The organism is Streptomyces sp. NPDC002911 (genome assembly GCF_053591835.1).
This window is the reverse complement of record NZ_JBSFUO010000035.1, coordinates 21,359-47,593: the sequence shown is the minus strand read 5'-3', so window position 1 is coordinate 47,593 and position 26,235 is coordinate 21,359. Positions and strand designations below refer to the sequence as shown.

Genomic DNA, 26,235 nt, shown 5'->3' with positions numbered 1-26,235 from the left:
CGGCAAGACCCACCACCACTGTGTTGTCCTCGACGCCGATGGCACCAAGCTGCTGTCGCGCCGGGTGGCCAACGACGAGCCGGAACTCCTCCAGCGAGTGCGGCGGGTTCTCCGAGCTGCGCGGCGGCCGTGCGCCAGGCGGCCGTCACCGCTGTGCGGGCCTGCTCCGTCCGGGCGGCACCATCTGCTGTCAGCTCGAGTGGCTTTCCGACGTGCACGTGCAGTTCCGGGCGGCGCAGCGGCGCCGTGAACAGGCCCGCGAGCTGCTTGGCCACCCCTCCCGAGGTCACCCGACGGGCGCCGGCCTGGCCAACGGGCACCACTGGCGCCCCCGTTCGCAGGGCGAGCCGGGACAAGCCGCTGCGGAAGGTCCCGGGCGCTGCTTCTGCGGCGTCCGCCCGGTCCGGGAGACCGCCCTCAGCGTAGATAAGGACCAGACGTCCTCGCTCGAGCGCTTCGGCGGCTGCGTCCAGGGCGTTCGCTGCGCGACGGTCGCCGCGGTGGACGGGGATGTGCCCTTCGAGGGCGAGCGCGGGGCCGAGTACCGGGACGCGCCACAGTCCGGCGGCCGCCATGACGACCGGACGGGCTCCGAGGCGGTGCAGCGCGGCGAGCATGACGGCGGGGTCGGCGAGCGACGTGTGGTTCGCGGCGATGATGCTTCCGGGGGCGAGTTCGGCACCGGCGTCGGCCGTGATCGTGAGGCGGCCGACGGTGGGCACCAGGACGTCGGCGAAACGGCTGAGCATGTCCGGTCTCCTGAGCTCGACAACGCTGAACTCCATCGTCGGCCGTGGGGCGGCCCGGAGCCTGAGTAGGCGCGCTCATCTTTCGCAGCCCGGTGCCCATGTGCGGACACGGCCCTCCGCGTGGGCAGGCCCTTGTTGCCGTGCGCGATCATAGCGGCGCCCGTATGAAAATCGCACGCCAGTACGCTGTTGCGTGAGGTCGGACGTGGGTGGCCAGCCGCTTCTTCATCCACAGTCCGACATGCGCTGCACAGCGCAAGCCAAGGCCGGTATCGCTGACGCACGGTGGGGGAAGTAAAGAATGAGCGCGCCGAACGACCCGAGGGACGACACCTGGGGCCCCGGAGGCGGCACGCCGGCCGACGACACGATGGCGCTGCGCCTCCCGCCGGCGGACGACACGATGGCGCTGCGCCTCCCGGCCGACGACACGATGGTCTTGCGCCTCCTGCCCGGCAGCACGCACGCGGCCGGGCCAGGCACCGCGAACGGGCAGCCGCCGCAGGCCGATGGGGGTTCACCCGTGCCGCCCGCCTCCGAGGGGAGCCCCCGGTCGAAGCCGTCCGGACCTTCCAGTCTGCTCAAGTCCAGTGCACTGATGGCGGCGGGCACCATCGTCTCCCGTGTCACCGGCTTCCTCCGCACTCTGGTCATGGCGGCGGCGATAGGCGTCGGCACGCTCAACGACCTGTACCAGGTGGCCAATGTGCTGCCCACGATGATCTACGTCCTGGTCGGTGGCGGAGCGCTCAACGCCGTCTTCGTCCCCCAGCTCGTGCGCGCCATGAAGAGGGACGACGACGGGGGTGAGGCCTACGCCAACCGCTTGCTCACGCTGGTGATGGTCGCGCTGGGGGGCGTGACGATCGTGTGTGTGCTCGCCGCCCCGCTGCTGGTGCACATGATGTCGCCCGACATCGCCTCCGACCCGCAGCGCATGGCGGTGACCGTGGCCTTCGCCCGGTACTGCCTGCCCACACTGTTCTTCATGGGCGCCCACGTGGTGCTCGGTCAGATCCTGAACGCCCGCGAGCGGTTCGGCGCGATGATGTGGACGCCGGTTCTCAACAACGTCGTGATCATCGCTTCCTTCGCCGGTTTCATCTGGGCCTTCGGCGGCTTCACCACATCGGGCGTCAGCCCTTCCACGATCACCCCGGAAGGAGTACGGCTCCTGGGGCTCGGCACCCTGCTGGGACTGGCCGTGCAGGCGCTGGCCATGCTCCCGTACCTGCGCGCCGCCGGCTTCCGACTGCGTCCGCGATTCGACTTCCGTGGCCACGGCCTCGGCAAGGCCATGGGCCTGGCAAAGTGGACCCTCCTCTTCGTGCTCGTCAACCAGCTCGGCATGATCGTCGTGACCCAGCTCGCCACCGAGGCCGGCTCCCTCGCCGAGGACGCCGGATACACGGGCTCCGGGATCACGGCCTACAACTACGCCCTGCTGCTGTGGCAGATGCCGCAGGCCATCATCACCGTCTCGGTCATGACAGCCGTCCTTCCCCGGATCTCCCGCTCGGCCCAGGACGACGACACGGCGGCGATACGGGACGACATCTCCTACGGTCTGCGGACCTCGGCCGTCGCCATCGTGCCGTGCGCGTTCGCCTTCGTCGCCCTCGGTGTACCGATGGCCACGCTGCTCTACGCCGGCTCGGGAGCCGAGGGCGCGCGCGGCATCGGGGTCGTCCTGATGGCGTTCGGCCTGGGACTCATCCCCTACTCCGTCCAATACGTCGTCCTGCGCGGCTTCTACGCCTACGAAGACACCCGCACGCCCTTCTACAACACCGTGGTCGTCGCCCTGGTCAACGCCGCCGGATCAGTTCTGTGCTTCGTCACCCTCAGCCCTCGCTGGGCCGTCGCGGGAATGGCCGCCTCCTACGGTCTGGCCTATGCGGTCGGGGTCGGCATCGCCTGGCGCCGGCTCCGCAGGCGTCTGGGGGGTGACCTGGACGGCCGTCGTGTCCTGGGTACCTACACACGTCTGGTCGTGGCCGGTGTTCCTGCCGCACTGACTGGTGGCGGTGTCGCGTACGCGGTGACCGGGGCCCTCGGCGGTACCGCCTCGGGGTCGCTCGCAGCCCTGCTGGCGGGCGGGATCGTCCTGCTCGGCGTCTTCCTCGCCGTCGCCCACTTCATGCGGCTGCCGGAAGTCAGCTCCCTGGTCGGGATGGTGCGGGGGCGCCTCGGCCGCTGAAGGCCGGCCGTCGTTGCCACGGTCCTTCGAGGACGAAGGCGACACCCGTCGACGGCGCGGCCGGCCTGCCGCCCGGCAAGCTCGCCGCACTGCCGCGCAGGGCTGCCTGGACGCGCGGGGGTTCAACCTCTGTGCGGGGGCCGCACCCACGGAGCGAGGCGCTGAACGGGGCCTGTGCCGTCCCGCCAGTACCTGAGAACCGTCTCGTGCACGACCTCGACCCGTTCCGCGGCAACGAGGCAGGAGGCGGGCTCCGGGCCGTACGCGTCCGCGCCCTGGACGGACCCTTCGCCCCTGGGGTGCGGTCTTCCGCCCCTGGGGCGCCCCGTGGGGCGGGTGCGCCATTGGAAATGAACGTGTTCAATAATGGGGTTCATGGCTGGCTGCGCCGAATGACGGCCGACCGCACTCCCGGTGACATCTCGAGAGGACCACAGCAATGAGACGTACCCGCGTTCGCCGAGCCGCCCGGATCGCAGCCGTCACGTACATGGTCGCGATGGTGGCCGGCGGGCTCGTCGTAGGCGTCCTGGGTGCCCCGCACGCCGAGCAGCTGCTGTTCTGGCTGTCCCAGCCGGGCCTGAACGGCGTGTACGTATTCGTCCTCATGCCGCTCACCGTGGTGTTCGGCGATCCGGGCTGGAACACGGGTGACGCGGGCAGCCTCGTTCTCGCCTGCGCGCTGGGCGCGGCTATGAACGTCCTGCTGCTGCGCACCGCCGTATGTTTCGCCTGCATGGGCGCCGCCGACCTTCCCGCATGCCGGGAGCGCCGCACCCCGGCGCGGTGACTCGCGGGGTGCGGCGCTTCGTGGGGGGCGGTCGGTCCAGGTGGGCGGTCAGCCCAGCTGCTCGTACGCCGGCAGCGTCAGGAAGTCCGCGTAGTCCTGGTCCAGGGAGACCTGGAGCAGGAGGTCGTGGGCCTGCTGCCACGTGCCGGACTCGAAGGCCTCCTCGCCGATCTCCGCACGAATCACGGCCAGTTCCTCGGCGGCGACCTTGCGGGCCAGGTCCGCGGTGGCGTGTTCGCCGTTCTCGAAGACCACGTCCGCGTTGATCCACTGCCAGATCTGTGAGCGCGAGATCTCGGCGGTGGCCGCGTCCTCCATCAGGTTGAAGATGGCGACAGCGCCCATGCCGCGCAGCCACGCCTCGATGTAGCGGATGCCGACCGCGACGGCGTTGCGCAGGCCGTCGTACGAGGGCTTCGCGTCCAGCGTGTCGATGGCGATCAGGTCGCCGGCCGCCACCGAGACGTCCTCGCGGAGACGGTCCTTCTGGTTGGGCTTGGCACCCAGAACCGCGTCGAAGGAGGCCATAGCGATCGGGACCAGGTCGGGGTGGGCCACCCAGGAGCCGTCGAAGCCGTCGCCCGCCTCGCGGTCCTTGTCGGCCTTGACCTTCTCGAAGGCGACCTTGTTGACCTCGGCGTCGCGCCGTGAGGGGATGAAGGCCGCCATGCCGCCGATGGCGTGCGCGCCGCGCTTGTGGCAGGTGCGGACGAGGAGTTCGGTGTACGCCCGCATGAACGGGGCGGTCATCGTGACCAGGTTGCGGTCGGGCAGGACGAACTTGGGGCCGCCGTCGCGGAAGTTCTTGACGATGGAGAAGAGGTAGTCCCAGCGGCCCGCGTTCAGCCCGGAGGCGTGGTCGCGGAGCTCGTAGAGGATCTCCTCCATCTCGTACGCGGCGGTGATCGTCTCGATCAGGACGGTGGCGCGGACCGTTCCCTGCGGGATGCCCACGTAGTTCTGCGCGAAGACGAAGATGTCGTTCCAGAGGCGGGCCTCCAGGTGCGACTCCGTCTTCGGCAGGTAGAAGTACGGGCCCTTGCCGAGGTCGATCAGGCGCTGTGCGTTGTGGAAGAAGTAGAGGCCGAAGTCGACCAGCGCACCGGGCACCGGGGTGCCGTCGAGCTGGAGGTGGCGCTCGTTCAGGTGCCAGCCACGGGGGCGCGTGACGACGGTCGCGAGCTCCTCGGCGGGCTTCAGGGCGTACGACTTGCCCGACCCGGGGTCGGTGAAGTCGATGTTCCGGGTATAGGCGTCGATCAGGTTGAGCTGGCCGGTGATCACGTTTTCCCACGTGGGGGCGGAGGCGTCCTCGAAGTCGGCGAGCCAGACCTTGGCGCCCGAGTTCAGGGCGTTGATGGTCATCTTGCGGTCGGTCGGACCGGTGATCTCCACCCGGCGGTCGTCCAGTGCGGCCGGGGCGGGGGCGACCTTCCAGGTGTCGTCCACGCGGACCGCTTCCGTCTCCGGCAGGAAGTCCAGCGTGGAGGTGCGGGCGATCTCGGCGCGGCGATCGCCACGGCGGGCGAGCAGCTCGTCACGCCGGGGAGTGAACCGCCGGTGCAGCTCGGCCACGAACGCGAGGGCCGCATCGGTCAGGACCTCGTCCTGCCTCGGCAGGGGCTCGGCGTCGACGATGGCCAGCGGGGACGGCGCTGGTGCGGACATGAGCTGTCACTCCTTCAGCGGGGTGGTGCGGCGGCATCCCACGGCCGCCGGGGCGCCCGGGACGGCACGGGGTGCCAGGGCTCCGAGATGCGGCCATGGGTACCGCCGAGGACCGGAAGCGGAACAATGGACTTCTGATCAGTGGATATTAGTTTCCCCATAGTGGAAGTTCAATGGTTTGTCGATATCGAGATTCTCCGGTTCGACAGACGCGCGGCCGCGGTGGCGCGGCGTGCCAGGTCCGATATCGTCCGTTCACTCCAGGCGCGTCAGGTCCTCCGCCGTGTCGATGTCGTACGCCTGAGCCACATCGGAACACTCGACGAGCGTGATCGCATCGCGATGAGCCCGCAGGTACGCCCGCGCTCCCTGGTCGCCGACCGCACCCGCCGAGATGTCCGCCCACCGGTCGGCCCCGAACAGCACGGGGTGTCCGCGCTCCCCGTCGTACGCGGCGGCGGCCAAAGTCGCCCGGGATCGGTACGCCGAGCGGACTCGTGCCACCGCCTCCGCCCCGATGCCCGGCTGGTCGACCAGGAGTACGAGGGCGGCGTCCGCGCCCGAACCGGCGAGGGAGGCCAGCCCTGCCCGGAGCGAGGAACCCATCCCGTCCTCCCACGAAGGGTTCACCGTCACCGCACCCGCCGAGAGGTCCGCCAGGGCCCGCACCTCCTCGGCCGCGGCGCCCAGGACGACATGGACGGGGCCGCATCCGCCGTTGCGCAGAGCGCGCACCGCGTGCTCGACCAGGGGGCGGCCGCGGTGTTCCACCAGGGCTTTCGGCCGGCCGCCGAGGCGCCGGCCGCCACCTGCGGCGAGCAGTACCCCGGCGATCACGGGGGTCCGTTGTGTGTGAGACATGTCCCCTGCATACCACTGTGTTGTGCCTGCCGGCGGAAAGGGCGTCACCCCTCAGGAGTACCCTCATTCCTCGTCCGCACGGTGGCGCACGCCACCTTTTGTGCGTTGACTTGACGCCCCACGGCACATGACTGCTGCCGGGGGCAGGTCGACACACCGATACGACGACGTGCGAGGGGGGAGCGCTTTGCTGCGAAGCGTGGGACAGGAGCGGTTGACCGGGAGCGGCGAGGATCCGAGGGCGACGGAGCTGCGTGCGGCAGTCTCCCGGCTCCGCCGCGAACTGGCCGTGTATCCCGCCGAGTTCCCGGACCGGGGTATCGCGGAGGACGAGCTGGCCGCGCTGGCCGGCATGGCGGTCAGCGGCATGCCCGAGAGTCCCCGGCTGCGCCGCTCGCTGTTGCTGGTAGCGGGGGCGATCGGCTCGGTCAGCGCGCTTGCGCCCGGTCTGCGGGAGGTGCGGAGGGCGGTCGAACTGTTCGGGGAGCCCCCGAGCCGTTAGCGGGGTCTTCGGGCGCCCCGTGCTGTGGGGGCCGGTCCTCCAAGAAGCCCTCGCGCCCCGGTAACCCTCATGCCCGCCCAGCCGCCGAACAGGGCCCCGGCCTCGCGAGGCCGGGGCCGGCGGCCCGGGCCTCAGGAAGTCGGCGTGCTGCTCGCCAGCGCCTCGGAGAGCTCCTTCGCGATCTGCTGCAGGATCGGCACGATCCGCTCGGTCGCCGTCTCCGTCACCCGGCCGGCGGGCCCGGAGATGGAGATGGCGGCCGAGGTGGGGGAGTCCGGTACCGGGACCGCGAGGCAGCGGACCCCGATCTCCTGCTCGTTGTCGTCCACCGCGTAGCCCGCCCTCCGCACCTGTTCGAGTGCGTCGAGAAAGCCGTCCGGTGTGGTGATCGTCTTCTCGGTGGCCGCCGGCATGCCCGTACGGGCCAGCAGAGCCCGCACCTCGTCCGCCGGGGTGTGCGCGAGGAGGGCCTTGCCGACACCGGTGGAGTGGGGCAGCACCCGTCGGCCGACCTCGGTGAACATCCGCATCGAATGCTTCGACGGCACCTGGGCGACGTAGACGATCTCGTCCCCGTCGAGCAGCGCCATGTTCGCCGTCTCGCCCGTCTCCTCGACCAGCCGCTGGAGGTACGGCCGCGCCCAGGTGCCCAGCAGCCGGGACGCGGACTCGCCGAGGCGGATCAGCCGCGGGCCCAGCGCGTAACGCCGGTTGGGCTGCTGGCGTACGTAGCCGCACACGACCAGGGTGCGCATCAGCCGGTGGATGGTGGGGAGGGGGAGCCCGCTGCTCGCGGAGAGTTCGCTGAGCCCGACCTCGCCCCCGGCGTCCGCCATGCGTTCCAGCAGATCGAAGGCGCGCTCGAGGGACTGCACGCCGCCACTGGGACCGGCGGGCTTGGAGTCGGAAGTGCTGGCGTGGGACGGCGGCACGTCAACGGTCCTTTCGAAGCGGAGGCAAGGCAGCAGCCTACCGGGCTGTTCCCGATCGGCCCACTGCTCCTGGTGCGGCGTCCTTGCCGGTCAGGGCCTGTTTTGTCCTGGTGTCGGCGGTCCGGGCCGCGTTCGGTCCGCAGCGCGGTGGTGCCGCAACTGGCCCATTCTACTTTCCGTTTATCGAAATTGAACATTCACTTTGTGGAATCTCCAATCGATGCCCGTTCGCGGTCCACCGGCTCAGGCGCAGGGGCGGCAAGGTCTTGACGGGTCGCATTCCCGAGTGAAGACTTCTTCAACAAATCGTTGAATCTGCGTGAGGAGCACAGGTGCCCGGAGTGGACATGAAGCTGGTACTCCGCTCGACGCGTGTCGTCACCCCTCAGGGGTCCCGCGCCGCGGCGGTCCTCGTCGCCGACGGGACGATCGAGGCGGTCCTGCCGTACGACAGGGAGGTGCCCGGCGGTGTCCGCGTCGAGGACTTCGGCGACGACGTCCTGCTGCCGGGGCTCGTCGACACCCATGTCCACGTGAACGACCCCGGCCGCACCGCATGGGAAGGCTTCTGGACCGCCACCCGCGCCGCGGCGGCGGGCGGCATCACGACCCTGCTCGACATGCCGCTCAACTCCCTCCCGCCGACCACCACGGTCGGGCACCTGCGCGTCAAGCAACAGGTGGCCGCGCCCAAGGCGCATATCGACACCGGCTTCTGGGGCGGTGCGATCCCCTCCAACACGAAGGACCTGCGCCCGCTGTACGAGGCAGGGGTCTTCGGCTTCAAGTGCTTCCTCTCACCCTCGGGCGTCGAGGAGTTCCCCGAGCTGGACCAAGAGCAACTGGCCCGTTCCATGGCCGAGATCGCGGGCTTCGGCGGACTGCTGATCGTGCACGCCGAGGATCCGCACCACCTGGCCGCGGCCCCGCAGAGGAGCGGGGAGAAGTACGCCGACTTCCTGGCCTCCCGCCCCCGCGACGCGGAGAACACCGCGATCGAGGGCCTCATCGCCCACGCCGAGCGGCTGAACGCCCGCGTCCACGTCCTGCACCTCTCCTCCAGCGACGCCCTGCCGCTGATCGCCGAGGCCAAGCGCCAGGGCGTACGCGTCACCGTCGAGTCGTGCCCGCACTTCCTCACCCTGACCGCCGAGGAAGTCCCGGACGGCGCCACGGAGTTCAAGTGCTGCCCGCCCATCCGGGAGGCCGCCAACCAGGACGCGCTCTGGGCCGGCCTCGCCGACGGCACGATCGACTGCATCGTGTCCGACCACTCACCCTGCACGACCGACCTCAAGACCCCCGACTTCGCCTCCGCGTGGGGCGGGATCTCCTCCCTGCAGCTCGGCCTGCCCGCCGTCTGGACCGAAGCGCGCCGGCGCGGTCACACCCTCGACGACGTGGCCCGCTGGATGTCAGCCGCCCCCGCGGACCTCGCCGGACTCGCCAGGAAGGGCGCCGTCGAGGCCGGACGGGACGCGGACTTCGCGGTCCTCGCCCCCGACGAGACCTTCACCGTCGATCCGGCCGGGCTCCTCCACCGCAACCAGGTCACCGCCTACGCGGGCAGGACCCTGCACGGCGTCGTCAAGTCCACCTGGCTGCGCGGCACGCGGATCGTGGCCGACGGCGTACTCGCCGAACCCACCGGCCGTCTCCTCGAAAGGGCCCGGTGACCTTGACCGCGGCCGCACTTCACCGGCGACGCGAGCCCGTACGGGGAGGCGACCCGTACGCCGACCACCGCACCGCCGACTTCTCCTTCACCCATCTCGTGGATGGGCGGGTGTGCCGGTTCATGACCGGCCTGTGAGGATATGCGACCCTGGTCGGTACTTCGCCGCACCGACCAGGAGTTCCCATGATCTTCATCGCCGTCAAGTTCACCGTGCGTACCGCCGAGCGGGACAACTGGCTCCCGGCCGTCGAGGACTTCACCCTCGCCACCCGTCAGGAGCCGGGAAACCTCTTCTTCGACTGGTCCTACAGCGTCGAGAACCCGGACCAGTTCGTCCTGCTCGAGGCCTTCGCCTCGGAAGAGGCGGGCGTGGCGCATGTGAACTCCGAGCACTTCAAGGCGGCGATCGACGCCATGTCGGAGCTCGTCAGCGAGGTCCCGGAAATCATCAACGTCGAGGTCCCGGGCGACGACTGGTCGCGGATGTCGGAGGTCACCCCGCGCAACCGGTGACGGTCGCCGTCCCGTCGGCCGGTGGCCGCCGGTTTCAGAACTCCTCGTGGGTGTCGGGGTCCCCGCCGAAGCGGTGCGGCGGCCGGGCCCCGATGCGGTCCAGCTCCTGCTGTGTCAGCTCGAACCCGAACAGGTCGAGATTCTCACGCTGTCGCCCGGGGTCGGCGGACTTCGGGATCGGCACCGCCCCCAGCTGCGTGTGCCACCGCAGCAGGACCTGGCCCGGCGTCACACCGTGTGCCGCGGCGGTGGCGATCACCTCCGGGGCCTCGAGCACCTGACGCCCCCGGGCCAGCGGGCTCCAGCTCTCCGTCACGATGCCCTTCTCGGCATGCACCGCCCGCAGGTCCTCCTGCGGGAGCAGCGGATGCATCTCGATCTGGTTCACCACGGGCAGCACACCCGTTTCCCGCTCCAGCCGGTCCAGATGCTCCGCCGTGAAGTTGGAGACGCCGATGGAGCGTACGAGGCCGTCCTCGCGGAGCTTGATCATCGCCTTCCAGGTGTCCACGTACTTGTCCACCCGGGGCAGCGGCCAGTGGATGAGATACAGGTCGACGTACTCCAGTCCCAGTTTGCTCCGGGACTCCTCGAAGGAGGCCAGGGTCTCCTCGTAGCCGTGGTGACGGCCGGGCACCTTGGTCGTGACGAAGACGTCCTGCCGCGGCACACCTGAGCCGGCGATTCCGCGCCCGGTGCCGGTCTCGTTCCTGTAGTTCAGTGCGGTGTCCACGAGCCGGTAGCCGAGCTGCAGCGCACCTGCGACGGCCTTCTCGGCCGCCTCGTCGTCCAGTGGCCAGGTGCCGAGGCCCACCGCGGGGATGGTGCTGCCGTCGTGGAGGTTGCGGACCGGGGGCGGTGTCTGGCTCATGGTCTCCCTTTCGTTCGCGTGCCGTCCCCGCCAGCGTAGGACGGGCTGTGGGACGTGGCGCGGGACGCGACCCCTTCAGCAGAGGTCGTTGTGCCAGCCGCCGCCCTCCAGGACCCAGGAGGACCGCTCGTCGTACCTCGGCTCACCGACGCCGTAGGTCACCCGCGCGTTACTCTCGTGGATGTCGTCCACGGACAGCCGTTGCACGGTGTACGTCTTCCCGAGCTGCTCAGCCGTCTGTGAGGCCCGGTCGACGAGTGCCCCGAACTCCTCCACGGACCATTCCTCCCGGCAGCGTGTGGAGAGCAGCGCGTAGGCGGCGCCGGCGTCGGGCCCGTAGTAGGCCTTCACATACGCACGCACGGAAGATTCCAGTGCCGTCGTGTCCACCGGAGTGGTAGGAGACGTCGCAGGTGAGCCGGTGGCGGGGGACCTGGACGGCGTGGCTCCGGGTGTCGCTTCCGGTTCCTGGGAGCAGGCGGTCAGTGCGGCCAGAGCGATGAGCGCGGGCAGTCCGGCACGGCTGATGTGTGGGGTGGTGCGCATACACCTTCTCTATCGAAAATGCGTACGAGATATCGGTGACATCGCCGATTCGTGACCGTCGTGGGGCGCGACGGCGGATCCTGCCGTGCGCGCCGATGAGTTCCGGCCGAAAGTGGGGTCGGAACAGATGAAGCCCATGGACTGCCCGGGACCCATGGCCATGACCCATGACCCATGACCCGCGGCAGCAAGGCGAAGGAGCAGGACCATGGCGAAGCTGACACTCACCACGTTCGTGTCCCTCGACGGCGTGATGCAGGCACCCGGAGGCACCGACGAGGACACCACCGGCGGGTTCGAGTGCGGCGGCTGGGTCGTGCCCTTCGCGGACGAGGGCATGGGCGCCTTCGCCAACGAGGTTTTCGACCGCTCGGGCGCCTATCTCCTCGGACGGCGTACGTACGACATCTTCTCGGCCTACTGGCCGAAGGTCACCGACCCGCAGGACCCGATCGCCTCACGCCTCAACACTCTGCCCAAGCACGTCGTCTCCACCACCCTGACCGACCCGGCGTGGGAGAACACGACAGTGGTCTCCCGGGACGTGCCGGCGCAGGTCGCACGGCTCAAGGAGCAGACGGCGGAGGGCGAGCTCCAGATCCACGGCAGCGGCACACTGGCGCAGTCCCTCCTCGCACACGACCTGATCGACGAGGTCAACCTGCTCGTCTTCCCGGTCTACCTGGGCAGCGGCAGGCGGCTCTTCCCGGACGGCGGGCAGCCGACGGCCTTCGAGCTGATCAGTGCCCGCACCACCGGGAGCGGCATCGCGATCCACACCTACCGGACCGCGGGACGCGCACAGTTCGGCACCTTCGAGCCCGGGGTGTGAGAGGGAGGCGGGCCGGGAGCGCCCCCGCTCAGGGGGCGGCCGGCAGCAGGGAAGGGGCGGTGGCGGCGGCGCGGAGCCGCCCCAGAATGGCCCGCGCCGCCTTGGTGTAGCCGGGGTTGTTGCTGTGCAGTACGGACTCGGCGTTGGCCAGCTCCATGAACGCGATGAGCTCGAAGGCCAGCTGCGAGACGTCCGTGTCCGGGGCGAGCTCGCCCCGCACCCTGGCCCCCTCGACGGTCTCCTCCACGAAGGTGACCCAGCCGGTCTGCGTGGCGGCCAGCGCGTCGTGCACCTTGCCTTGCCGGGAGTCGAACTCGGCGATGGTCGCGTAGAAGAAGCACCCGCCGCTGAACACCCTGCGCTGCGAGTAGGAGAGCCAGCTCTCGCACATCCGCCAGACGCGCCCCAGGCCGGGCGGTGCCGCCCTGGTCGGAGTCAGCACGTGCTCGACGAAGACGGTCACAGCGGCGCGCACGGTGGCGAGCTGCAGCTCCTCCTTGGAGCCGAAGAGGGCGAACACGCCGCTCTTGCTCAGTTTCAGTTCCGTGGCGAGCCGGCCGAGCGACAGACCCTCCAGTCCCTCGGTCGAGGCGACGTGGACCGCGCGCCCCAGCACCAGTTGTCTGGTCTGGTTCCCCCGCTCGACCCGTCCGTCCAGCCGCGCTCCACCCATGTGCCAACTCCGTGTGTCCGAGCGTCCCAAGACCGACATTCTAGGAGGAGCCGACACCGGCGGCAGACCGCTTCGACCGGTGACAACCCCTGCGAACAGGTGGCCGAGCCACCCTCTGGGCACAGGTTCCCGACGGGGTGGCCGTCCGGTACGGTGATCGCTCCCCGTGTGAGCCGGCGAGGTCTCCACATCGTTCCCGTTGTGGAGAACCAGGAGAACCAGGTGTCCTCTGCCGTCCTGCCCGCCCTCGCCCCTTCCCGCCGCACGTGGGTCACCGACCTTCCGCTCCTGCTCGTCGCCGCCGTCTGGGGCGCCAGCTACCTCGCGGCCAAGGGCATCACCACGACGCACACCGTGATCGCCGTCCTCGTACTCCGCTTCGCGATCGTGCTGCCCGCCCTCGCCGTCGCCGGGTGGCGCGGGCTGCGGGCGCTGACCGGAGCGCAGTGGCGGGGCGCGGGACTGCTGGGACTCGTACTCGGCGGGATCTTCCTCCTCGAGACGTACGGCGTCGTGCACACGTCGGCGACCAACGCGGGGCTCATCATCAGCCTCACCATGGTCTTCACCCCGCTGGCCGAGGCGGCTGTGACCCGGGTCCGGCCCCAGGCCGCCTTCCTCGCTGCCGCGGGCCTCTCGGTCGCCGGTGTGGTCCTGCTGACCCAGGGCGGCGGGTTCACCAGCCCCTCCACAGGCGACTTCCTGATGCTGCTCGCGGCCCTCGCCCGTACGGTGCACGTCCTTGCGATGGCGCGCATCAAGGCGGTCCAGGACGCCGACTCGCTCTCCCTCACCACGGTGCAGCTCGGCAGCGCGCTCGCCGTCTTCGCCGTACTGGCCGCCGTCCCCGGCACCGGGCCGGCGCCCTGGGCGGTGGCGGCCGGCTTCGGCGCCACCGAATGGGCGGGGCTGCTCTTCCTGTCCGTATTCTGCACGCTGTTCGCGTTCTTCGTGCAGATGTGGTCGGTACGCCGCACCTCGCCGTCCCGGGTCAGCCTGCTGCTCGGTACGGAGCCGCTCTGGGCCGCCGCCGTCGGCATCGCGATCGGCGGCGAGCGCCTGGGCGCGCCGGGCGTGCTGGGCGCAGTGCTCGTGCTGGCGGGCACCGCCTGGGGGCGCCGCCGCGCCGACGGGCCGTCCTGACGGCGCCCGCCTCACGTCTTGATCGAGTCCGCCGCGACCATCACGGCTCCGCCCGTCACCACCAGCACGATGTTGACGAAGAGCCCGTAGTCGTCGAGGAAGTCGAGCTTCGCCACCACGGCCCACAGCCGGAACCAGCCCGTCCACTCGTACAACAGCCCGGCGGCGCCCTGTGCGAACACGATGAACCCCACCGACTCCACGAATTTCTTCATGGTCCGAGCCTGGCGCGGGCCGCCGCCGGCCCGCGTCGGCCACCGGTCTGCGGGGCGCCGACGAAAGTCTCCGATCGTACGACTTCGGTATCTCCCCGGCCCGGAACGGCCCTTCAGCGCCCTCCGCCTGCGTAGCTTTGCCGACATGACACGTTCGGAGTACCGCTGGCTGCTGCCCTCGGCCCTGGCCGACGACGAGCTTCCAGGCGACCGGGGCAGGTCGCGGCGGACCGTGCGGGACTGGGCCGTCGACATCACGGCCTTCCTCTGCGCCGCGGGTTTCGGGATGCTCGCCCTCGCGGCGATCGAGGCCGACCCGACTACACCGGACGGTGTCGTTCTCGCCGACTCGCTCATCGGGGCGATGTCGTGCTGTGCGCTCTGGGCCCGGCGAAGGTGGCCGATCGGAGTCGCCGTGGCCCTGACGGTCCTCTCGCTCGTGGAGCCCGTCGCGGCCGGAGCCATGCTGATCAGCCTGTTCGGCCTGGCCGTGCACCGGCCGTTCAAACCGGTGGCCTTCGTCGGCGCGGGCGCCCTCGTCATCGCCGCCGGACAGCCGATGCTGCGCCCGGAACCCGGGACGTCCTTCGTCGCGTCCACCATCTTCGGGGCGCTGTTGGCCCTCCTCGTGCTCAGCTGGGGCATGGTCGTACGGTCAGGGCGCCAGCTGGTCGTCTCGCTGCGTGAACGGGCGCGCCGGGCCGAGACCGAGGCGGCCCTCAGGGCTGAGCAGGCCCAGCGGCTGGCCCGTGAGGCCATCGCCCGCGAGATGCACGACGTCCTCGCCCACCGGCTGACCCTGCTCAGCGTCCACGCCGGCGCCCTGGAATTCCGGCCCGACGCGCCCCCGGCCGAGGTCGGCAGGGCAGCCGGAGTCATCCGGGACAGTGCCCACGAGGCGCTCCAGGACCTCCGCGAGATCATCGGCGTGCTGCGCGCTCCCGGCGAGGGCGACGAGGGCAACCGGCCGCAGCCCACCCTCGTCACGCTGGGTGCGCTGATCGAGGAGTCCCGCTCGGCCGGCATGGAGGTCACGCTGGAGAACACCTTGGCCGATCCCGCTCAGGCGCCGCCCGCCGCCGGACGCACGGTCTACCGCATCGCCCAGGAAGCGCTGACCAACGCCCGTAAACACGCGCCCGGAGCATCCGTCCGTGTCACGGTGGCCGGCGGGCCGGGCGACGGACTGTCCATCGAGGTCGGCAACCCGGCCCCCGCCGACCCCTTCGAGCCGGTTCCCGGGTCCGGGCAGGGGCTCATCGGCCTCACCGAACGCGCGAGCCTGGCCGGCGGCAGTCTGGAGCACGGCCCCCGGTCAGACGGCGGATTCATGGTCCGGGCCCGGCTACCGTGGCCCGCATGAGCACTCCTACGCCGCCGTCGCCGGAGGCACGGCCGGTCCGGCTGGCCATCGTCGACGACGACCCGCTCGTGCGGGCCGGACTCACTTTGATGCTCGGCGGCGCCGACGGCATCCACCTCGTCGGGGAGGCAGCCGACGGCACCCAGGTCGCCGCCCTCGTCGACCGGGCGCACCCGGACGTCGTGCTCATGGACATCCGGATGCCCGGCATGGACGGGCTGGCGGCGACCGAGGCGCTGCGACGCCGGCCGGGCGCCCCCGAGGTCATCGTCCTGACCACCTTCCACGCCGACGAGCAGGTGGTGCGGGCCATCCGAGCGGGGGCGGCGGGTTTCGTCCTGAAGGACACCCCGCCCGCGCACATCGTCGACGCGGTCCTGCGGGTCGCCGCCGGCGAGCCCGTCCTCTCACCGGCCGTCACCCGCCGGCTCATGGCCCGCGCGGCGGGGGGCCCGGTGGACGACCGCCAGGCCCGCAGGACACGCGCCCGGCAGCGGTATGCCGAACTGGGTGAGCGGGAGCAGGAAGTGGCGTCGGCCGTCGGGCGCGGCAGCTCCAACGCCGAGATCGCCGCTGCGCTCCATCTGAGCGTCGCCACCGTCAAGACGCACGTCTCCCGGATACTGGCCCGGCTCGAACTCAACAACCGTGTACAGATCGCCCTTCTGGTGCACGACGCGGGTCTCCTCCATGAGGACGAGGACGGGACACGAGGCAGCCGCCTAGGCTGAACCGATCTGACCGGAGGAGGGACGGGACGATGACAGTGGTCGATCTGCGCGGGGCGCGGGACTTCAGCGCGAATCCGTATCCGTACTACGCGAAGCTGCGCGCCGAGGGGCCGGCGCACGCCGTCCGCACCGAGGAGTTCGAGCGGGTCTGGCTGATCGTCGGTTACGAGGAGGCCCGCGCGGCTCTCGCGGACCAGCGGTTCAGCAAGGACTGGCGGACGACGGAGCTCTTCTCGGCGTCCAGCAATCCGATCAACGCCAACATGCTGGAGATGGACGCCCCGCACCACACCCGCCTGCGCAAACTCGTCGCGCGCGAATTCACCGCCCGGCGGATCGAGGCGATGCGCCCGCGTGTCGAGCAGATCACCGCGGACCTCCTCGACGCGATGGTGCCCGCCGGGAGCGCCGATCTCATCGACGCGTTCGCCTTCCCGCTGCCGATGACCGTGATCTGCGAGCTCCTCGGCGTACCCGACATCGACCGGGACGCCTTCCGCCTGCTGTCCAACGCCATCGTCACGCCCGTCTCGCCGGAGAAGGAGAGCGAGGCGGTCCACGCCATGGGCGCCTACCTCGTCGAGCTGACCGACGACAAGCGGCGCGCCCCGGGCGACGACCTGATGAGCGCCCTGATCCAGGCACGTGACGACGAGGGCGACCGTCTGTCGCCGGACGAACTGATCGGCATGGCCTTCCTGCTCCTGGTGGCCGGGCACGAGACCACCGTGAACCTGATCTCCAACGGGGTACAGGCACTGCTCGACCATCCGGACCAGCTGGCCCTGCTCCGTGCCGAGCCGGAGCTGATCGACGGGGCCGTCGAGGAGATGCTCCGCTACGAAGGGCCCGTCGAGACGGCGACCTTCCGCTTCACACGCGAACCCGTCCGGGTCGGCCCGGCCCTCATACCGCAGGGTGAGGCCGTGCTGGTGGCCCTGGGCTCCGGGGACCGGGACCCCGGCCGCTATCCCGATCCGGACACCTTCGACATCCGGCGCGAGGCGCGGGGACACCTGGCCTTCGGGCACGGCATCCACTTCTGCCTGGGCGCACCGCTGGCCCGGATGGAGGGCCGCATCGCGATCCGTGCACTGCTGGAGCGCTGCCCCGGCCTCGTGCGGGACCCGGACGTCGGCGAGCCCGACTGGCTGCCCGGGCTGCTGCTCCGGGGGGTCCGCCGTCTTCCGGTGCGCTGGTGATGTGGGACGGGTTCACGACTGAGCTCTCCCTCGACGCGGCGCGGCGGATCCTCGACAGCCAGCCGTTCAGCGGGCTCGTCGGCGCACGGATCACGGAGTTCGGGGGCGGCGCCGCCGTCCTCGAGGTCGATGTGCGCGAGGAGCTCACCCAGCAGAACGGATTCCTGCACGGCGGCGTGGTGTCCTACGCGGCCGACAACGCGCTCACCTTCGCCGCCGGGACCACTCTGGGGCGCCGCCGGGACCACCCTGGGGCCCGCCGTCCTGACCGGCGGTTTCTCCATCCAGTACGTGCGACCGGCGAGCGGCCGCACCCTGATCGCCCGCGCGTCGGTGGTCCATACGGGCCGCAGACAGGCTGTGGTGCGCTGCGACCTGTACACCGCGGACGCCGTGGGGACCGAGACGCTGTGCGCGGTGGCTCAGGGGACCGTTCTCCCCGCCCCGCCGACCTGAAGGGAACCTCGTTGACCACGGACAGCATGCTCGATCTCGGGGCACTCGGCGACGACTTCATCCGCGACCCGTATCCGGTCTACGCCGGGTTACGCGCCCGTGGTCCGGTGCACCGGGTCCGTATCCCGGAGGGTGCGGAGGCCTGGCTCGTCGTCGGGTACGAGGCGGGGAGGGCCCTCCTCGCCGACCAGCGGCTCTCCAAGGACTGGCGCAGGGCGTCGCCCGCACTGGGCCTCAGGAAGGTGTCGGTGGGGACGTCCATGCTGGGCTCGGACGCCCCGGCCCACACCCGGCTGCGCAGACTCGTGGCCAGAGAGTTCACCGCGCGCCGGATGGAACAACTCGCCCCACGCGTACAGGAGATGACGGACGCCCTGCTCGACTCCATGCTGGACGGTCCGGGCCGGAGCGCAGACCTGGTCGAGTCGTTGTCGTTCCCGTTGCCGATGGCCGTCATCTGTGAACTCCTGGGTGTGCCGTCCCTGGACCGGCAGGCCTTTCGCGACTGGTCCAACACGGCGGTTTCGTCCCTCGACGCCGAGGAGCGGGGCCGGTCCACCGCCGCCATGACGACGTACCTGCGCGACCTGATCGCCGAGAGGCGAGCGGCCCCCGGGGACGACCTGCTGAGCGCGCTGATCCACACGGCTGACGACGGAGGCGACCGTCTCTCCGCCGAGGAACTCATCGGCATGGCCTGGCTGCTGCTCGTGGCCGGACACGAGACGACGGTCAACCTCATCTCCAACGGCGTCCTGACACTGCTGAACCACCCGCGCCAACTTGCCGTCCTACGTGCCGATCTCGGCCTCATCGACAAGGCGGTCGAGGAGACGCTCCGTTACGAGGGGCCCGTCGAGACACCCACCTACCGCTTCACCACCGAGCCGCTGGATGTCGCGGGTACGGTGATCCCCGGCGGCGGCGAACTCGTCCTGGTCGCGATGGCCGACTGCGACCGCGACCCCGCCCGCTTTCCGGACGCCGACCGCTTCGACATCACCCGGGACGCCCGCGGGCACGTCGCCTTCGGTCACGGCATCCACTACTGCCTGGGTGCGCCCCTGGCCCGCATCGAGGCCCGCATCGCTCTCCGGTCGCTCCTGGAACGCTGTCCGGAACTGCGGCTGGACGCCGACCCGGCCGGCCTGTCCTGGCGTACGGGGATGCTCATCCGGGGGCCGTTGTCGCTGCCGGTGGCCTGGTAAAGGGGCTCAGGCCTCGGCGATCTCCGTCATCCGTACCGGACGGTGCTGCTCGCGCGACAGCTCGCACGCCTCGGCGATGCGCAGCGCGTGCAGCGCCTCCCGGCCGTCGCACGGGTTCGGCAGTTCCCCGCCCACGACGCGCAGGAACGCGTCCAGTTCGGCCTCGTACGCCGGGGCGAACCGTTCCAGGAAGCCCGGCCACGGCTTGGCCGGCGCGGGCGGTCCCTGCGGCTCTGCGGAGGTCAGCGGCGTACGGTCGTCGAGGCCCACCGCGATCTGGTCCTGTTCGCCCGCGAGTTCCATGCGTACGTCGTAACCCGCGCCGTTGCACCGGGTGGCCGTCGCCGTGGCCAGCGTGCCGTCGTCCAGGGTCAGCAGCGCCGCCGCCGTGTCCACATCGCCCGCCTCCCGGAACACCGCCGGCCCCGCGTCCGACCCCGTGGCGTACACCTCCGTCACCTCACGGCCCGTCACCCAGCGCAGCATGTCGAAGTCGTGCACCAGGCAGTCCCTGAACAGCCCGCCGGAGAGCGGCAGATAAGCGGCGGGCGGGGGAGCGGGATCGGACGTCGTCGCCCGTACGGTGTGCAGCCGGCCCAGCGCGCCGCCCCGCACGGCGGCGCGCGCCGCCGCGTATCCCGCGTCGAACCGGCGCATGAAACCGAGCTGCAGCACACTGCCCGCCCGGTCGACCTCGCGGAGCGCGCCCAGGGTCCCCGCCAGATCCAGTGCGATCGGCTTCTCGCAGAAGGCGGGCAGACCGGCCCGTGCCGCCCGGCCGATGAGATCGGCGTGCGCCGAGGTGGCCGAGGTGATCACGACCGCGTCCACCCCCGCTGCAAGGACCTCCTCGGCGGACGCGAGGGCGGTCGACCCCGTCCGCGCCGCGACCCGTGCGGCGCGGATGCCGTCCGGATCCGTCACCACCAGGCCGTCGACCGCGGGATGGCGTGCCAGGACGCCCGCGTGGAAGGAACCGATCCGGCCCGTGCCGATGAGTCCGATGCGCATGCACCCAACGTGCCGCCCCCCGGACGCACTGTCAACTATATGTCCTGACAAATTGAAGGGTGCGGCGCGACCGTACGGGGTACGCTCCGTGCCGTGCCCAAACCCGCCGCCGACTCCGCCGCCCTGGGGCTGGGCGTGGACCGCACCAGCCCCGTCCCGCTCTACTACCAGCTGGCCCAGCAGCTGGAGGCGGCCATCGAACACGGGCGACTCGCACCCGGCAGCCTCCTCGGCAACGAACTGGAGCTCGCCGCACGGCTCGGGCTGTCCCGGCCCACCGTCCGTCAGGCCATTCAGTCGCTCGTCGACAAGGGTCTGATGGTGCGCCGGCGCGGCGTGGGCACCCAGGTCGTGCACAGCCGCATCAAGCGCCCGCTCGAACTGAGCAGCCTCTACGACGACCTGGAGACAGCCGGCCGGCGCCCCACGACGCGGGTGCTGCGTAACACGATCGAGCCGGCGACCGCCGAGGTCGCCGCCGCGCTCGGTGTCGAGGAGGGCAGCGACGTCCACCTCGTCGAGCGGGTGCGCTCCGCGCACGACGAGCCCATCGCGCTCCTGCGCAACCACCTGCCGCCGAACCTGATCGATCTCGGCACGGAGCGACTGGAGTCGACCGGCCTGTACCGGATGATGCGTGCCACGGGGATCACGCTGCACAGCGCCCGGCAGTCCGTGGGGGCCCGCGCCGCCACCGCCGAGGAAGGTGAACTCCTCGCGGAGCCCGCGGGGGCGCCGCTGCTGACGATGGAACGCACGACCTTCGACGACGGCGGCCGTGCGGTCGAATTCGGTTCCCACGTCTACCGGGCTTCGAGGTACGCCTTCGAGTTCCAGCTGCTGGTCCGGCCCTGAGATCTCCGGAAGGCCGGCCCCGGTGGGCGCCGGTAAGGATGTTCGGACGAAAACATTGACGCGGTCATGCTTGGTCACTAGAACAACGGGAGGGCGCGGCCCGCGCCCCTGCTGGGCCACGCCGGTCCGGGCTCGGGGATACTTGGCCCGCCGGGCGGCGAGTACGCCGTCCACGGCTTCACCAGGCAGCACAGTGAGCAGCACAAGAAGGGCACGGCGTCGTGGCAAGGGTTCGGACAGGGGTACGCGCGATGGGCGCCGTTCTGGCAGCGGTACTGGCGGCTTCCCTCGCGGGATGCAGCAGCACCGGCGGCAAGCGGGCGGAGGAGCGTGCCCAGCAGGCCGCCGAGGGCCGGTCCGCGGTGAACACGCCCCGCTGGACGTTCGCCATGGTCACCCACTCGGGCGATGGCGACACCTTCTGGGACATCGTCCAGAAGGGTGCCGAGCAGGCGGCCGTCAAGGACAACATCAACTTCCTCTACTCGCACAACGACGAGGGCCAGCAGCAGGCCGAGCTCGTCCAGACCGCGATCGACAAGAAGGTCGACGGCCTGATCGTCTCGCTCGCCAAGCCCGACTCGATGAAGGCCGTCGTGGCCAAGGCGGTCAAGGCCGGCATCCCCGTGATCACGGTGAACTCCGGCTCCGCCGAGTCCAAGGCCTTCGGCGCCCTCACCCACATCGGCCAGGACGAGTCCATCGCGGGCGAGGCGGTCGGTGACGAGCTCGACAAGCGGGACCGCAAGAAGGTGCTCTGCGTCCTGCACGAGCAGGGCAACGTCGGCCACGAGCAGCGCTGCGCCGGAGCGAAGAAGTCCTTCGACGGGACGATGCAGAACCTCTACGTCGACGGCACCAACATGCCCGACGTCCAGGCGTCCATCGAGGCCAAGCTCGACTCCGACCGGAGCATCGACGCGGTCGTCACGCTCGGCGCACCCTTCGCCGCTGCCGCCGTGAAGGCGAAGCAGACCGCGGGCAGCAAGGCCGAGATCGACACCTTCGACCTCAACGCGAGCGTCGCCACCAGCCTGCAGAACGGATCGCTCGGCTTCGCAGTCGACCAGCAGCCCTTCCTCCAGGGGTACGAGGCCGTCGACCTGCTCTGGCTCCACCGCTACAACCAGAACGTGCTCGGCGGCGGTCTGCCCGTCCTGACGGGGCCGCAGGTCATCACCGACGCCGACGCCGACGCGCTCGCCGAGTACACGAAGCGGGGCACGCGATGACAGCGACCGGGCAACCGGCGGCGCCCCGCACCGACGAACGCCTGCTGCGTACCTCCCCGCTGCGCAAGCTGCTCGGCCGGCCCGAGCTCGGCTCGGTCGTCGGCGCCGCGGCCGTCTTCTTCTTCTTCGTGATCGTCGCCGACAGCTTCCTGCAGGCCTCCAGCCTCGGCACGGTCCTGTACGCGGCATCCACCATCGGGATCATGGCGGCGCCCGTGGCGCTCCTGATGATCGGTGGCGAGTTCGACCTGTCCGCCGGTGTGATGGTGACCAGCTCCGCGCTGATCTCCTCGATGTTCAGCTACCAGATGACCGCCAACGTCTGGGTGGGCGTCTTCGTGTCGCTGCTGGTCACCCTGGGTTTCGGCGCCTTCAACGGCTTCATGCTGACCCGCACCGAACTCCCGAGCTTCATCATCACGCTCGGCACGTTCCTGATGCTGACCGGCTTGAATCTGGGCTTCACCAAGCTGATCAGCGGCACGGTGTCGACCAAGGCCATCGGGGACATGGAGGGCTTCGACTCCGCCCGTAAGGTCTTCGCGTCCTACCTCACCATCGGCGACGTCGAGCTGAAGGTCACCATCCTGTGGTGGGCGGCGCTCGTCGCGATCGCCACCTGGATCCTGATCCGTACCCGCTTCGGCAACTGGATCTTCGCCGTCGGCGGCGAGGCCGACGCCGCCCGCGCGGTCGGTGTGCCCGTGATCCGTACGCGCATCGGGCTCTACCTCGGTGTCGCCTTCGCCGCCTGGGTCTCCGGCCAGCACCTGCTGTTCTCCTACGACGTCGTGCAGTCCGGCGAGGGTGTCGGCAACGAGTTGATCTACATCATCGCGGCCGTCATCGGCGGCTGTCTGATCACCGGCGGCTACGGCTCGGCGATCGGCTCCGCGGTCGGCGCGATCATCTTCGGCATGACCAGCAAGGGCATCGTGTACGCGGAGTGGAACCCCGACTGGTTCAAGTTCTTCCTGGGAGCGATGCTGCTCCTGGCCACCCTGCTCAACGCATGGGTACGCAAGCGTGCGGAGGCGACGAAATGACGGCCACCCAGGCTCCGGTTCCCCGGGACACGGCCGGCCCGGCGCTCGTCCAGCTCGACGGCGTCAGCAAGTACTACGGCAACATCAAGGCCCTGGAGAACGTCTCGCTCGAGGTCCGCGCGGGAGAGATCTCCTGTGTCCTCGGGGACAACGGCGCCGGCAAGTCCACCCTCATCAAGATCATCGCGGGACTGCACCGGCACGATGCCGGGACGTTCCTGATCGACGGCGAGGAGACCACGCTCGTCAACCCGCGCGACGCCCTGGACCGGGGAATCGCCACCGTCTACCAGGACCTGGCCGTCGTCCCCCTCATGCCGGTCTGGCGCAACTTCTTCCTCGGCTCGGAGCCGACGAGGGGCTCCGGCCCGTTCAGGCGCCTCGACGTGCGGCGGATGCGGGAGACGACCCGCACGGAACTGCTGCGCATGGGCATCGACCTGCGCGACGTCGACCAGCCCATCGGCACCCTGTCGGGCGGCGAACGCCAGTGCGTGGCCATCGCCCGTGCCGTGTATTTCGGTGCGAAGGTCCTCGTCCTCGACGAGCCGACCGCGGCGCTCGGGGTCAAGCAGTCGGGGGTCGTGCTCAAGTACGTCGCGGCCGCCAGGGACGCCGGGCTCGGCGTGGTCCTCATCACGCACAACCCTCATCACGCCTATCTCGTGGGCGACCGGTTCGTGTTGCTCAAGCGTGGCGCGATGTCCGGCAGCCACACCAGGAGCGACGTCACACTGGACGAACTGACCCGTCAGATGGCGGGTGGGAGCGAGCTCGACGAGCTCAGCCACGAGCTCGAACGAGCCCCGTCGCCGGACGGCCTCGGTGGCCGTCCGGTCGACGATGACACCCTATAAGTGCCGTTTCGTACCTCCCGCCCCCGGGCCGTAGGCCGATCCCGGGGACGGGGGAATGGCAGAATCGTGCACGGCGGGCGCCGTCCGCCGCCGGACGGATCACCGACCGGCCCCCCGACCTGCGCAGGGACGATGAGCACGTACCGCGACTTCACACACCGCGGCTCCGCCCGCGCGACCGTCCTGCGGACCGTCGGCACCAGGGAGCGGCGCTCGCACCTCACAGCGCCCAGGGTTCCGACCGTCGGCATCGACATCGGCGGGACGAAGGTGATGGCCGGCGTCGTCGACGCCGACGGAAACATCCTGGAGACCCTCCGCACCGAGACGCCGGACAAGTCCAAGAGCCCCAAGGTCGTCGAGGACACCATCGTCGAACTGGTCCTGGACCTCTCCGACCGGCACGATGTGCACGCCGTCGGGATCGGCGCGGCGGGCTGGGTCGACGCGGAGCGTTCCAAGGTGCTGTTCGCCCCGCATCTCGCGTGGCGCGACGAACCCCTCCGCGACGCCATCGCCTCCCGGCTGGTGGTCCCCGTGATGGTCGACAACGACGCCAACACGGCGGCCTGGGCGGAATGGCGCTTCGGTGCCGGCCGCGGCGAGGACCACCTGGTCATGATCACGCTGGGCACCGGCATCGGCGGAGCGATCCTGGAGGACGGGCACGTCAAGCGCGGCAAGTACGGCGTCGCCGGTGAGTTCGGCCATATGCAGGTGGTGCCCGGCGGGCACCGCTGCCCGTGCGGCAACCGTGGCTGCTGGGAGCAGTACAGCTCGGGCAACGCCCTCGTGCGCGAGGCCCGGGAGCTCGCCGCGGCGGACTCGCCGGTGGCCCACGGCATCATCGAGCGGGTCAAGGGCAACATCCCCGACATCACCGGGCCGCTCATCACCGAGCTGGCCCGTGAGGGCGACGCGATGTGCGTCGAGCTCCTCCAGGACATCGGCCAGTGGCTCGGCGTCGGTATCGCCAATCTCGCGGCCGCTCTGGACCCGTCCTGCTTCGTCATCGGCGGCGGGGTCAGCGCGGCCGACAACCTGCTGATCGGCCCAGCGAGGGACGCCTTCAAGCGCCACCTCACGGGCCGAGGCTACCGCCCGGAGGCCCGGATCGTGAAGGCCCAGCTCGGCCCCGAGGCGGGTATGGTCGGCGCCGCCGACCTCGCACGCCTGGTCGCGCGCAGGTTCCGGCGGACCAACCGCCGCCGGGTCGAGCGCTACGAGCGGTACGCGCAGTTCTACGACCAGGCCGCGAGCACCATCCGGAACACGCGCAACACCCGTACCGCCGACTGATCCCCGGGTCGCGCCCCGCGGCCCGGCCACCCGCACTCCGCTCCGTACCGCAGCTTCGAGGGATCACCGACCATGACCGCAGCCGAGCACCACATCGGGCCGCGCCAGCCCCCTTCGTCAGGCGCTTCCGGGTCCTCCGGGCCCGCCGGCTCCTCCGGAGACGGCGACGGGACGTCTCCGCAGGAGCGGCGCAGGGTGATTCGCCGACGCCTGATCACGCTGACCATCATCGTGCTGCTCATCGGCATCCCGGCCGGCTACCTGGTGATCTCCGCAGAGCAGAGCCGCCGCTCCGGCAAGGACAAGGAGGCCGAAGCCGCCGCCCAGGGACTGCGCGAGGACTGGCCGTCCGGCATGCAGCGCCGGATCTTCGAGCTGCCCATCCCGGGCAACGCGGTCGGGGTCCAGTACTACGAGACGAACAACTGGAAAGCCAGCCGGATGTACGTGAAGTTCCGTACGACCTCCGCCGGCCTCGACCGCTTCCTCAGTGGTGTCGGCACCGGCCGTGCCGCGCTGGAGACCGGCAAGGTCACCATCAGCGAACGCGATGTCAAGATCACCGGCTGGTACTTCGGGCCGGGCGTCGACTGGGCGGGCACGGTCCACAAGAACAAGGACCCGCGCCCCACCCAGAACATCACCGTCAACATGACCGACCCGGCGGCGCCGGTCGTCTACGTGGTCTCTGCGGCGACCCCCTGACGGGGAGCGGGCCCGCTCATCACCCGTGCGCGAGAGGACCCCGTAGCCGGTCCCGCCCCCGCGTTCGGTCAACCCCGAGCCCCTCCAGGGCGAGGTG

26 protein-coding genes and 3 pseudogenes are annotated in these 26,235 nt (G+C 70.5%); 20 read left to right on the top strand and 9 right to left on the bottom strand.

From position 1 onward, the window contains the following. A pseudogene (locus ACWD04_RS30520) lies at nt 1–121 on the top strand (IS110 family transposase); the annotation flags it as partial. Here ACWD04_RS30520 and ACWD04_RS30515 read toward each other — a convergent pair. Next, nucleotides 93–749: pseudogene (locus tag ACWD04_RS30515) on the bottom strand (lysophospholipid acyltransferase family protein); the annotation flags it as partial. The pseudogenes ACWD04_RS30520 and ACWD04_RS30515 sit on opposite strands and share 29 nt — an antisense overlap. A gap of 301 nt (nt 750–1,050) precedes the next feature. Here ACWD04_RS30515 and murJ point away from each other — a divergent pair. Together murJ and ACWD04_RS30505 are read left to right on the top strand one after the other, a co-directional pair. Next, on the top strand, nt 1,051–2,949 hold the full coding sequence (gene murJ, locus ACWD04_RS30510; protein ID WP_451136973.1) for a murein biosynthesis integral membrane protein MurJ: 1,899 nt from the start codon (nt 1,051–1,053) through the stop codon (nt 2,947–2,949). Between the two features lie 439 nt (nt 2,950–3,388). Continuing rightward, nucleotides 3,389–3,739, top strand: a complete 351-nt coding sequence (locus ACWD04_RS30505) for a hypothetical protein (RefSeq protein WP_451136972.1) — start codon at nt 3,389–3,391, stop codon at nt 3,737–3,739. A 48-nt stretch (nt 3,740–3,787) separates the two neighbouring features. On the opposite strand, the gene aceB is transcribed toward ACWD04_RS30505, so the two are convergent. Together aceB and ACWD04_RS30495 are read right to left on the bottom strand one after the other, a co-directional pair. Continuing rightward, complete coding sequence (gene aceB / locus ACWD04_RS30500; RefSeq protein ID WP_451136971.1) at nt 3,788–5,407, bottom strand: malate synthase A; 1,620 nt, start codon at nt 5,405–5,407, stop codon at nt 3,788–3,790. A 255-nt stretch (nt 5,408–5,662) separates the two neighbouring features. Then, nucleotides 5,663–6,268, bottom strand: coding sequence for a nucleotidyltransferase family protein (locus tag ACWD04_RS30495; RefSeq protein WP_451136970.1), 606 nt, complete (start codon nt 6,266–6,268; stop codon nt 5,663–5,665). 187 nt (nt 6,269–6,455) lie between these two features. Here ACWD04_RS30495 and ACWD04_RS30490 point away from each other — a divergent pair, with 187 nt between their 5' ends. After that, nucleotides 6,456–6,770, top strand: a complete 315-nt coding sequence (locus ACWD04_RS30490) for a DUF5955 family protein (protein WP_451136969.1) — start codon at nt 6,456–6,458, stop codon at nt 6,768–6,770. Between the two features lie 131 nt (nt 6,771–6,901). Here the strand turns inward: ACWD04_RS30490 and ACWD04_RS30485 are convergent, their stop codons facing one another. Continuing rightward, nucleotides 6,902–7,702 carry an IclR family transcriptional regulator gene (locus ACWD04_RS30485; protein WP_451136968.1) on the bottom strand — a complete coding sequence of 267 codons (801 nt, stop codon included), beginning with the start codon at nt 7,700–7,702 and terminating at the stop codon, nt 6,902–6,904. Nucleotides 7,703–8,049: 347 nt separating this feature from the next. Between ACWD04_RS30485 and allB the strand changes: the two genes are divergently transcribed. The 3 genes from allB to ACWD04_RS30470 are packed head-to-tail and all read left to right on the top strand — an operon-like array spanning nt 8,050 to nt 9,893. Beyond that, nucleotides 8,050–9,378, top strand: coding sequence for an allantoinase AllB (gene allB / locus ACWD04_RS30480; protein ID WP_451136967.1), 1,329 nt, complete (start codon nt 8,050–8,052; stop codon nt 9,376–9,378). Next, nucleotides 9,375–9,515, top strand: a complete 141-nt coding sequence (locus tag ACWD04_RS30475) for a hypothetical protein (protein ID WP_451136966.1) — start codon at nt 9,375–9,377, stop codon at nt 9,513–9,515. The genes allB and ACWD04_RS30475 overlap by 4 nt, the downstream gene beginning before the upstream one ends. 48 nt (nt 9,516–9,563) lie before the next feature. Beyond that, nucleotides 9,564–9,893, top strand: a complete 330-nt coding sequence (locus tag ACWD04_RS30470; RefSeq protein ID WP_451136965.1) for a putative quinol monooxygenase — start codon at nt 9,564–9,566, stop codon at nt 9,891–9,893. Nucleotides 9,894–9,927: 34 nt separating this feature from the next. Here ACWD04_RS30470 and ACWD04_RS30465 read toward each other — a convergent pair whose 3' ends face one another. Continuing rightward, the gene (locus tag ACWD04_RS30465) at nt 9,928–10,764 is read right to left on the bottom strand and encodes an aldo/keto reductase (protein ID WP_451136964.1); all 837 of its coding nucleotides are present in this window, start codon (nt 10,762–10,764) and stop codon (nt 9,928–9,930) included. 75 nt (nt 10,765–10,839) lie between these two features. After that, nucleotides 10,840–11,310, bottom strand: coding sequence for a hypothetical protein (locus ACWD04_RS30460; protein WP_451136963.1), 471 nt, complete (start codon nt 11,308–11,310; stop codon nt 10,840–10,842). A gap of 208 nt (nt 11,311–11,518) precedes the next feature. On the opposite strand from ACWD04_RS30460, the gene ACWD04_RS30455 reads away from it, so the two are divergent. Next, the gene (locus tag ACWD04_RS30455; protein ID WP_451136962.1) at nt 11,519–12,142 is read left to right on the top strand and encodes a dihydrofolate reductase family protein; all 624 of its coding nucleotides are present in this window, start codon (nt 11,519–11,521) and stop codon (nt 12,140–12,142) included. Nucleotides 12,143–12,170: 28 nt separating this feature from the next. Here the strand turns inward: ACWD04_RS30455 and ACWD04_RS30450 are convergent, their stop codons facing one another. Continuing rightward, nucleotides 12,171–12,815 carry a TetR/AcrR family transcriptional regulator gene (locus tag ACWD04_RS30450; RefSeq protein ID WP_451136961.1) on the bottom strand — a complete coding sequence of 215 codons (645 nt, stop codon included), beginning with the start codon at nt 12,813–12,815 and terminating at the stop codon, nt 12,171–12,173. A gap of 222 nt (nt 12,816–13,037) precedes the next feature. Here ACWD04_RS30450 and ACWD04_RS30445 point away from each other — a divergent pair, with 222 nt between their 5' ends. Continuing rightward, nucleotides 13,038–13,958, top strand: coding sequence for a DMT family transporter (locus tag ACWD04_RS30445; RefSeq protein ID WP_451136977.1), 921 nt, complete (start codon nt 13,038–13,040; stop codon nt 13,956–13,958). An 11-nt stretch (nt 13,959–13,969) separates the two neighbouring features. Here the strand turns inward: ACWD04_RS30445 and ACWD04_RS30440 are convergent, their stop codons facing one another. Next, a complete protein-coding gene (locus ACWD04_RS30440; protein WP_451136960.1) occupies nt 13,970–14,173 on the bottom strand; it encodes a hypothetical protein in 204 nt (67 codons plus the stop codon). 145 nt (nt 14,174–14,318) lie between these two features. On the opposite strand from ACWD04_RS30440, the gene ACWD04_RS30435 reads away from it, so the two are divergent. From ACWD04_RS30435 to ACWD04_RS30415, 5 genes and pseudogenes are all read left to right on the top strand, one after another. Further along, nucleotides 14,319–15,536, top strand: a complete 1,218-nt coding sequence (locus ACWD04_RS30435) for a sensor histidine kinase (RefSeq protein WP_451136959.1) — start codon at nt 14,319–14,321, stop codon at nt 15,534–15,536. Then, a complete protein-coding gene (locus tag ACWD04_RS30430) occupies nt 15,533–16,267 on the top strand; it encodes a response regulator (protein WP_451136958.1) in 735 nt (244 codons plus the stop codon). Before ACWD04_RS30435 ends, ACWD04_RS30430 begins: the two co-directional genes overlap by 4 nt. Before the next feature lie 29 nt (nt 16,268–16,296). Then, nucleotides 16,297–17,469 carry a cytochrome P450 family protein gene (locus ACWD04_RS30425; RefSeq protein WP_451136957.1) on the top strand — a complete coding sequence of 391 codons (1,173 nt, stop codon included), beginning with the start codon at nt 16,297–16,299 and terminating at the stop codon, nt 17,467–17,469. Next, nucleotides 17,469–17,925: pseudogene (locus ACWD04_RS30420) on the top strand (PaaI family thioesterase). The gene ACWD04_RS30425 and the pseudogene ACWD04_RS30420 overlap by 1 nt, the downstream one beginning before the upstream one ends. Before the next feature lie 26 nt (nt 17,926–17,951). Continuing rightward, a complete protein-coding gene (locus tag ACWD04_RS30415) occupies nt 17,952–19,133 on the top strand; it encodes a cytochrome P450 family protein (protein ID WP_451136976.1) in 1,182 nt (393 codons plus the stop codon). Between the two features lie 6 nt (nt 19,134–19,139). Here ACWD04_RS30415 and ACWD04_RS30410 read toward each other — a convergent pair whose 3' ends face one another. After that, nucleotides 19,140–20,144, bottom strand: coding sequence for a Gfo/Idh/MocA family protein (locus ACWD04_RS30410; protein ID WP_451136956.1), 1,005 nt, complete (start codon nt 20,142–20,144; stop codon nt 19,140–19,142). Between the two features lie 93 nt (nt 20,145–20,237). Between ACWD04_RS30410 and ACWD04_RS30405 the strand changes: the two genes are divergently transcribed. From ACWD04_RS30405 to ACWD04_RS30380, 6 genes are all read left to right on the top strand, one after another. Next, the gene (locus tag ACWD04_RS30405; RefSeq protein WP_451136955.1) at nt 20,238–20,999 is read left to right on the top strand and encodes a GntR family transcriptional regulator; all 762 of its coding nucleotides are present in this window, start codon (nt 20,238–20,240) and stop codon (nt 20,997–20,999) included. Nucleotides 21,000–21,220: 221 nt separating this feature from the next. Next, nucleotides 21,221–22,231, top strand: a complete 1,011-nt coding sequence (locus ACWD04_RS30400; RefSeq protein WP_451136954.1) for a substrate-binding domain-containing protein — start codon at nt 21,221–21,223, stop codon at nt 22,229–22,231. Continuing rightward, a complete protein-coding gene (locus ACWD04_RS30395; protein ID WP_451136953.1) occupies nt 22,228–23,277 on the top strand; it encodes an ABC transporter permease in 1,050 nt (349 codons plus the stop codon). Before ACWD04_RS30400 ends, ACWD04_RS30395 begins: the two co-directional genes overlap by 4 nt. After that, a complete protein-coding gene (locus ACWD04_RS30390; RefSeq protein ID WP_451136952.1) occupies nt 23,274–24,134 on the top strand; it encodes an ATP-binding cassette domain-containing protein in 861 nt (286 codons plus the stop codon). Before ACWD04_RS30395 ends, ACWD04_RS30390 begins: the two co-directional genes overlap by 4 nt. Nucleotides 24,135–24,266: 132 nt before the next feature. Continuing rightward, a complete protein-coding gene (locus ACWD04_RS30385) occupies nt 24,267–25,433 on the top strand; it encodes an ROK family glucokinase (RefSeq protein ID WP_451136951.1) in 1,167 nt (388 codons plus the stop codon). A 72-nt stretch (nt 25,434–25,505) separates the two neighbouring features. Continuing rightward, nucleotides 25,506–26,138: a hypothetical protein gene (locus tag ACWD04_RS30380; protein WP_451136950.1), complete on the top strand. Its 633-nt coding sequence runs from the start codon at nt 25,506–25,508 to the stop codon at nt 26,136–26,138. The last annotated feature ends 97 nt before the right edge of the window (nt 26,139–26,235 follow it).

What these genes read in the sequence shown, in the direction of transcription:
- ACWD04_RS30455 (WP_451136962.1), top strand. Translation starts at nt 11,519, where the DNA reads ATGGCGAAGCTGACACTCACCACGTTCGTGTCCCTCGACGGCGTGATG.
- ACWD04_RS30465 (WP_451136964.1), bottom strand. Translation starts at nt 10,764, where the DNA reads ATGAGCCAGACACCGCCCCCGGTCCGCAACCTCCACGACGGCAGCACC.
- ACWD04_RS30390 (WP_451136952.1), top strand. Translation starts at nt 23,274, where the DNA reads ATGACGGCCACCCAGGCTCCGGTTCCCCGGGACACGGCCGGCCCGGCG.
- ACWD04_RS30440 (WP_451136960.1), bottom strand. Translation starts at nt 14,173, where the DNA reads ATGAAGAAATTCGTGGAGTCGGTGGGGTTCATCGTGTTCGCACAGGGC.
- ACWD04_RS30380 (WP_451136950.1), top strand. Translation starts at nt 25,506, where the DNA reads ATGACCGCAGCCGAGCACCACATCGGGCCGCGCCAGCCCCCTTCGTCA.
- ACWD04_RS30435 (WP_451136959.1), top strand. Translation starts at nt 14,319, where the DNA reads ATGACACGTTCGGAGTACCGCTGGCTGCTGCCCTCGGCCCTGGCCGAC.
- ACWD04_RS30450 (WP_451136961.1), bottom strand. Translation starts at nt 12,815, where the DNA reads ATGGGTGGAGCGCGGCTGGACGGACGGGTCGAGCGGGGGAACCAGACC.
- ACWD04_RS30505 (WP_451136972.1), top strand. Translation starts at nt 3,389, where the DNA reads ATGAGACGTACCCGCGTTCGCCGAGCCGCCCGGATCGCAGCCGTCACG.
- ACWD04_RS30430 (WP_451136958.1), top strand. Translation starts at nt 15,533, where the DNA reads ATGAGCACTCCTACGCCGCCGTCGCCGGAGGCACGGCCGGTCCGGCTG.
- ACWD04_RS30385 (WP_451136951.1), top strand. Translation starts at nt 24,267, where the DNA reads ATGAGCACGTACCGCGACTTCACACACCGCGGCTCCGCCCGCGCGACC.
- ACWD04_RS30415 (WP_451136976.1), top strand. Translation starts at nt 17,952, where the DNA reads ATGCTCGATCTCGGGGCACTCGGCGACGACTTCATCCGCGACCCGTAT.
- ACWD04_RS30425 (WP_451136957.1), top strand. Translation starts at nt 16,297, where the DNA reads ATGACAGTGGTCGATCTGCGCGGGGCGCGGGACTTCAGCGCGAATCCG.
- allB (WP_451136967.1), top strand. Translation starts at nt 8,050, where the DNA reads ATGAAGCTGGTACTCCGCTCGACGCGTGTCGTCACCCCTCAGGGGTCC.
- ACWD04_RS30460 (WP_451136963.1), bottom strand. Translation starts at nt 11,310, where the DNA reads ATGCGCACCACCCCACACATCAGCCGTGCCGGACTGCCCGCGCTCATC.
- ACWD04_RS30495 (WP_451136970.1), bottom strand. Translation starts at nt 6,268, where the DNA reads ATGTCTCACACACAACGGACCCCCGTGATCGCCGGGGTACTGCTCGCC.
- ACWD04_RS30410 (WP_451136956.1), bottom strand. Translation starts at nt 20,144, where the DNA reads ATGCGCATCGGACTCATCGGCACGGGCCGGATCGGTTCCTTCCACGCG.
- murJ (WP_451136973.1), top strand. Translation starts at nt 1,051, where the DNA reads ATGAGCGCGCCGAACGACCCGAGGGACGACACCTGGGGCCCCGGAGGC.
- ACWD04_RS30395 (WP_451136953.1), top strand. Translation starts at nt 22,228, where the DNA reads ATGACAGCGACCGGGCAACCGGCGGCGCCCCGCACCGACGAACGCCTG.
- aceB (WP_451136971.1), bottom strand. Translation starts at nt 5,407, where the DNA reads ATGTCCGCACCAGCGCCGTCCCCGCTGGCCATCGTCGACGCCGAGCCC.
- ACWD04_RS30470 (WP_451136965.1), top strand. Translation starts at nt 9,564, where the DNA reads ATGATCTTCATCGCCGTCAAGTTCACCGTGCGTACCGCCGAGCGGGAC.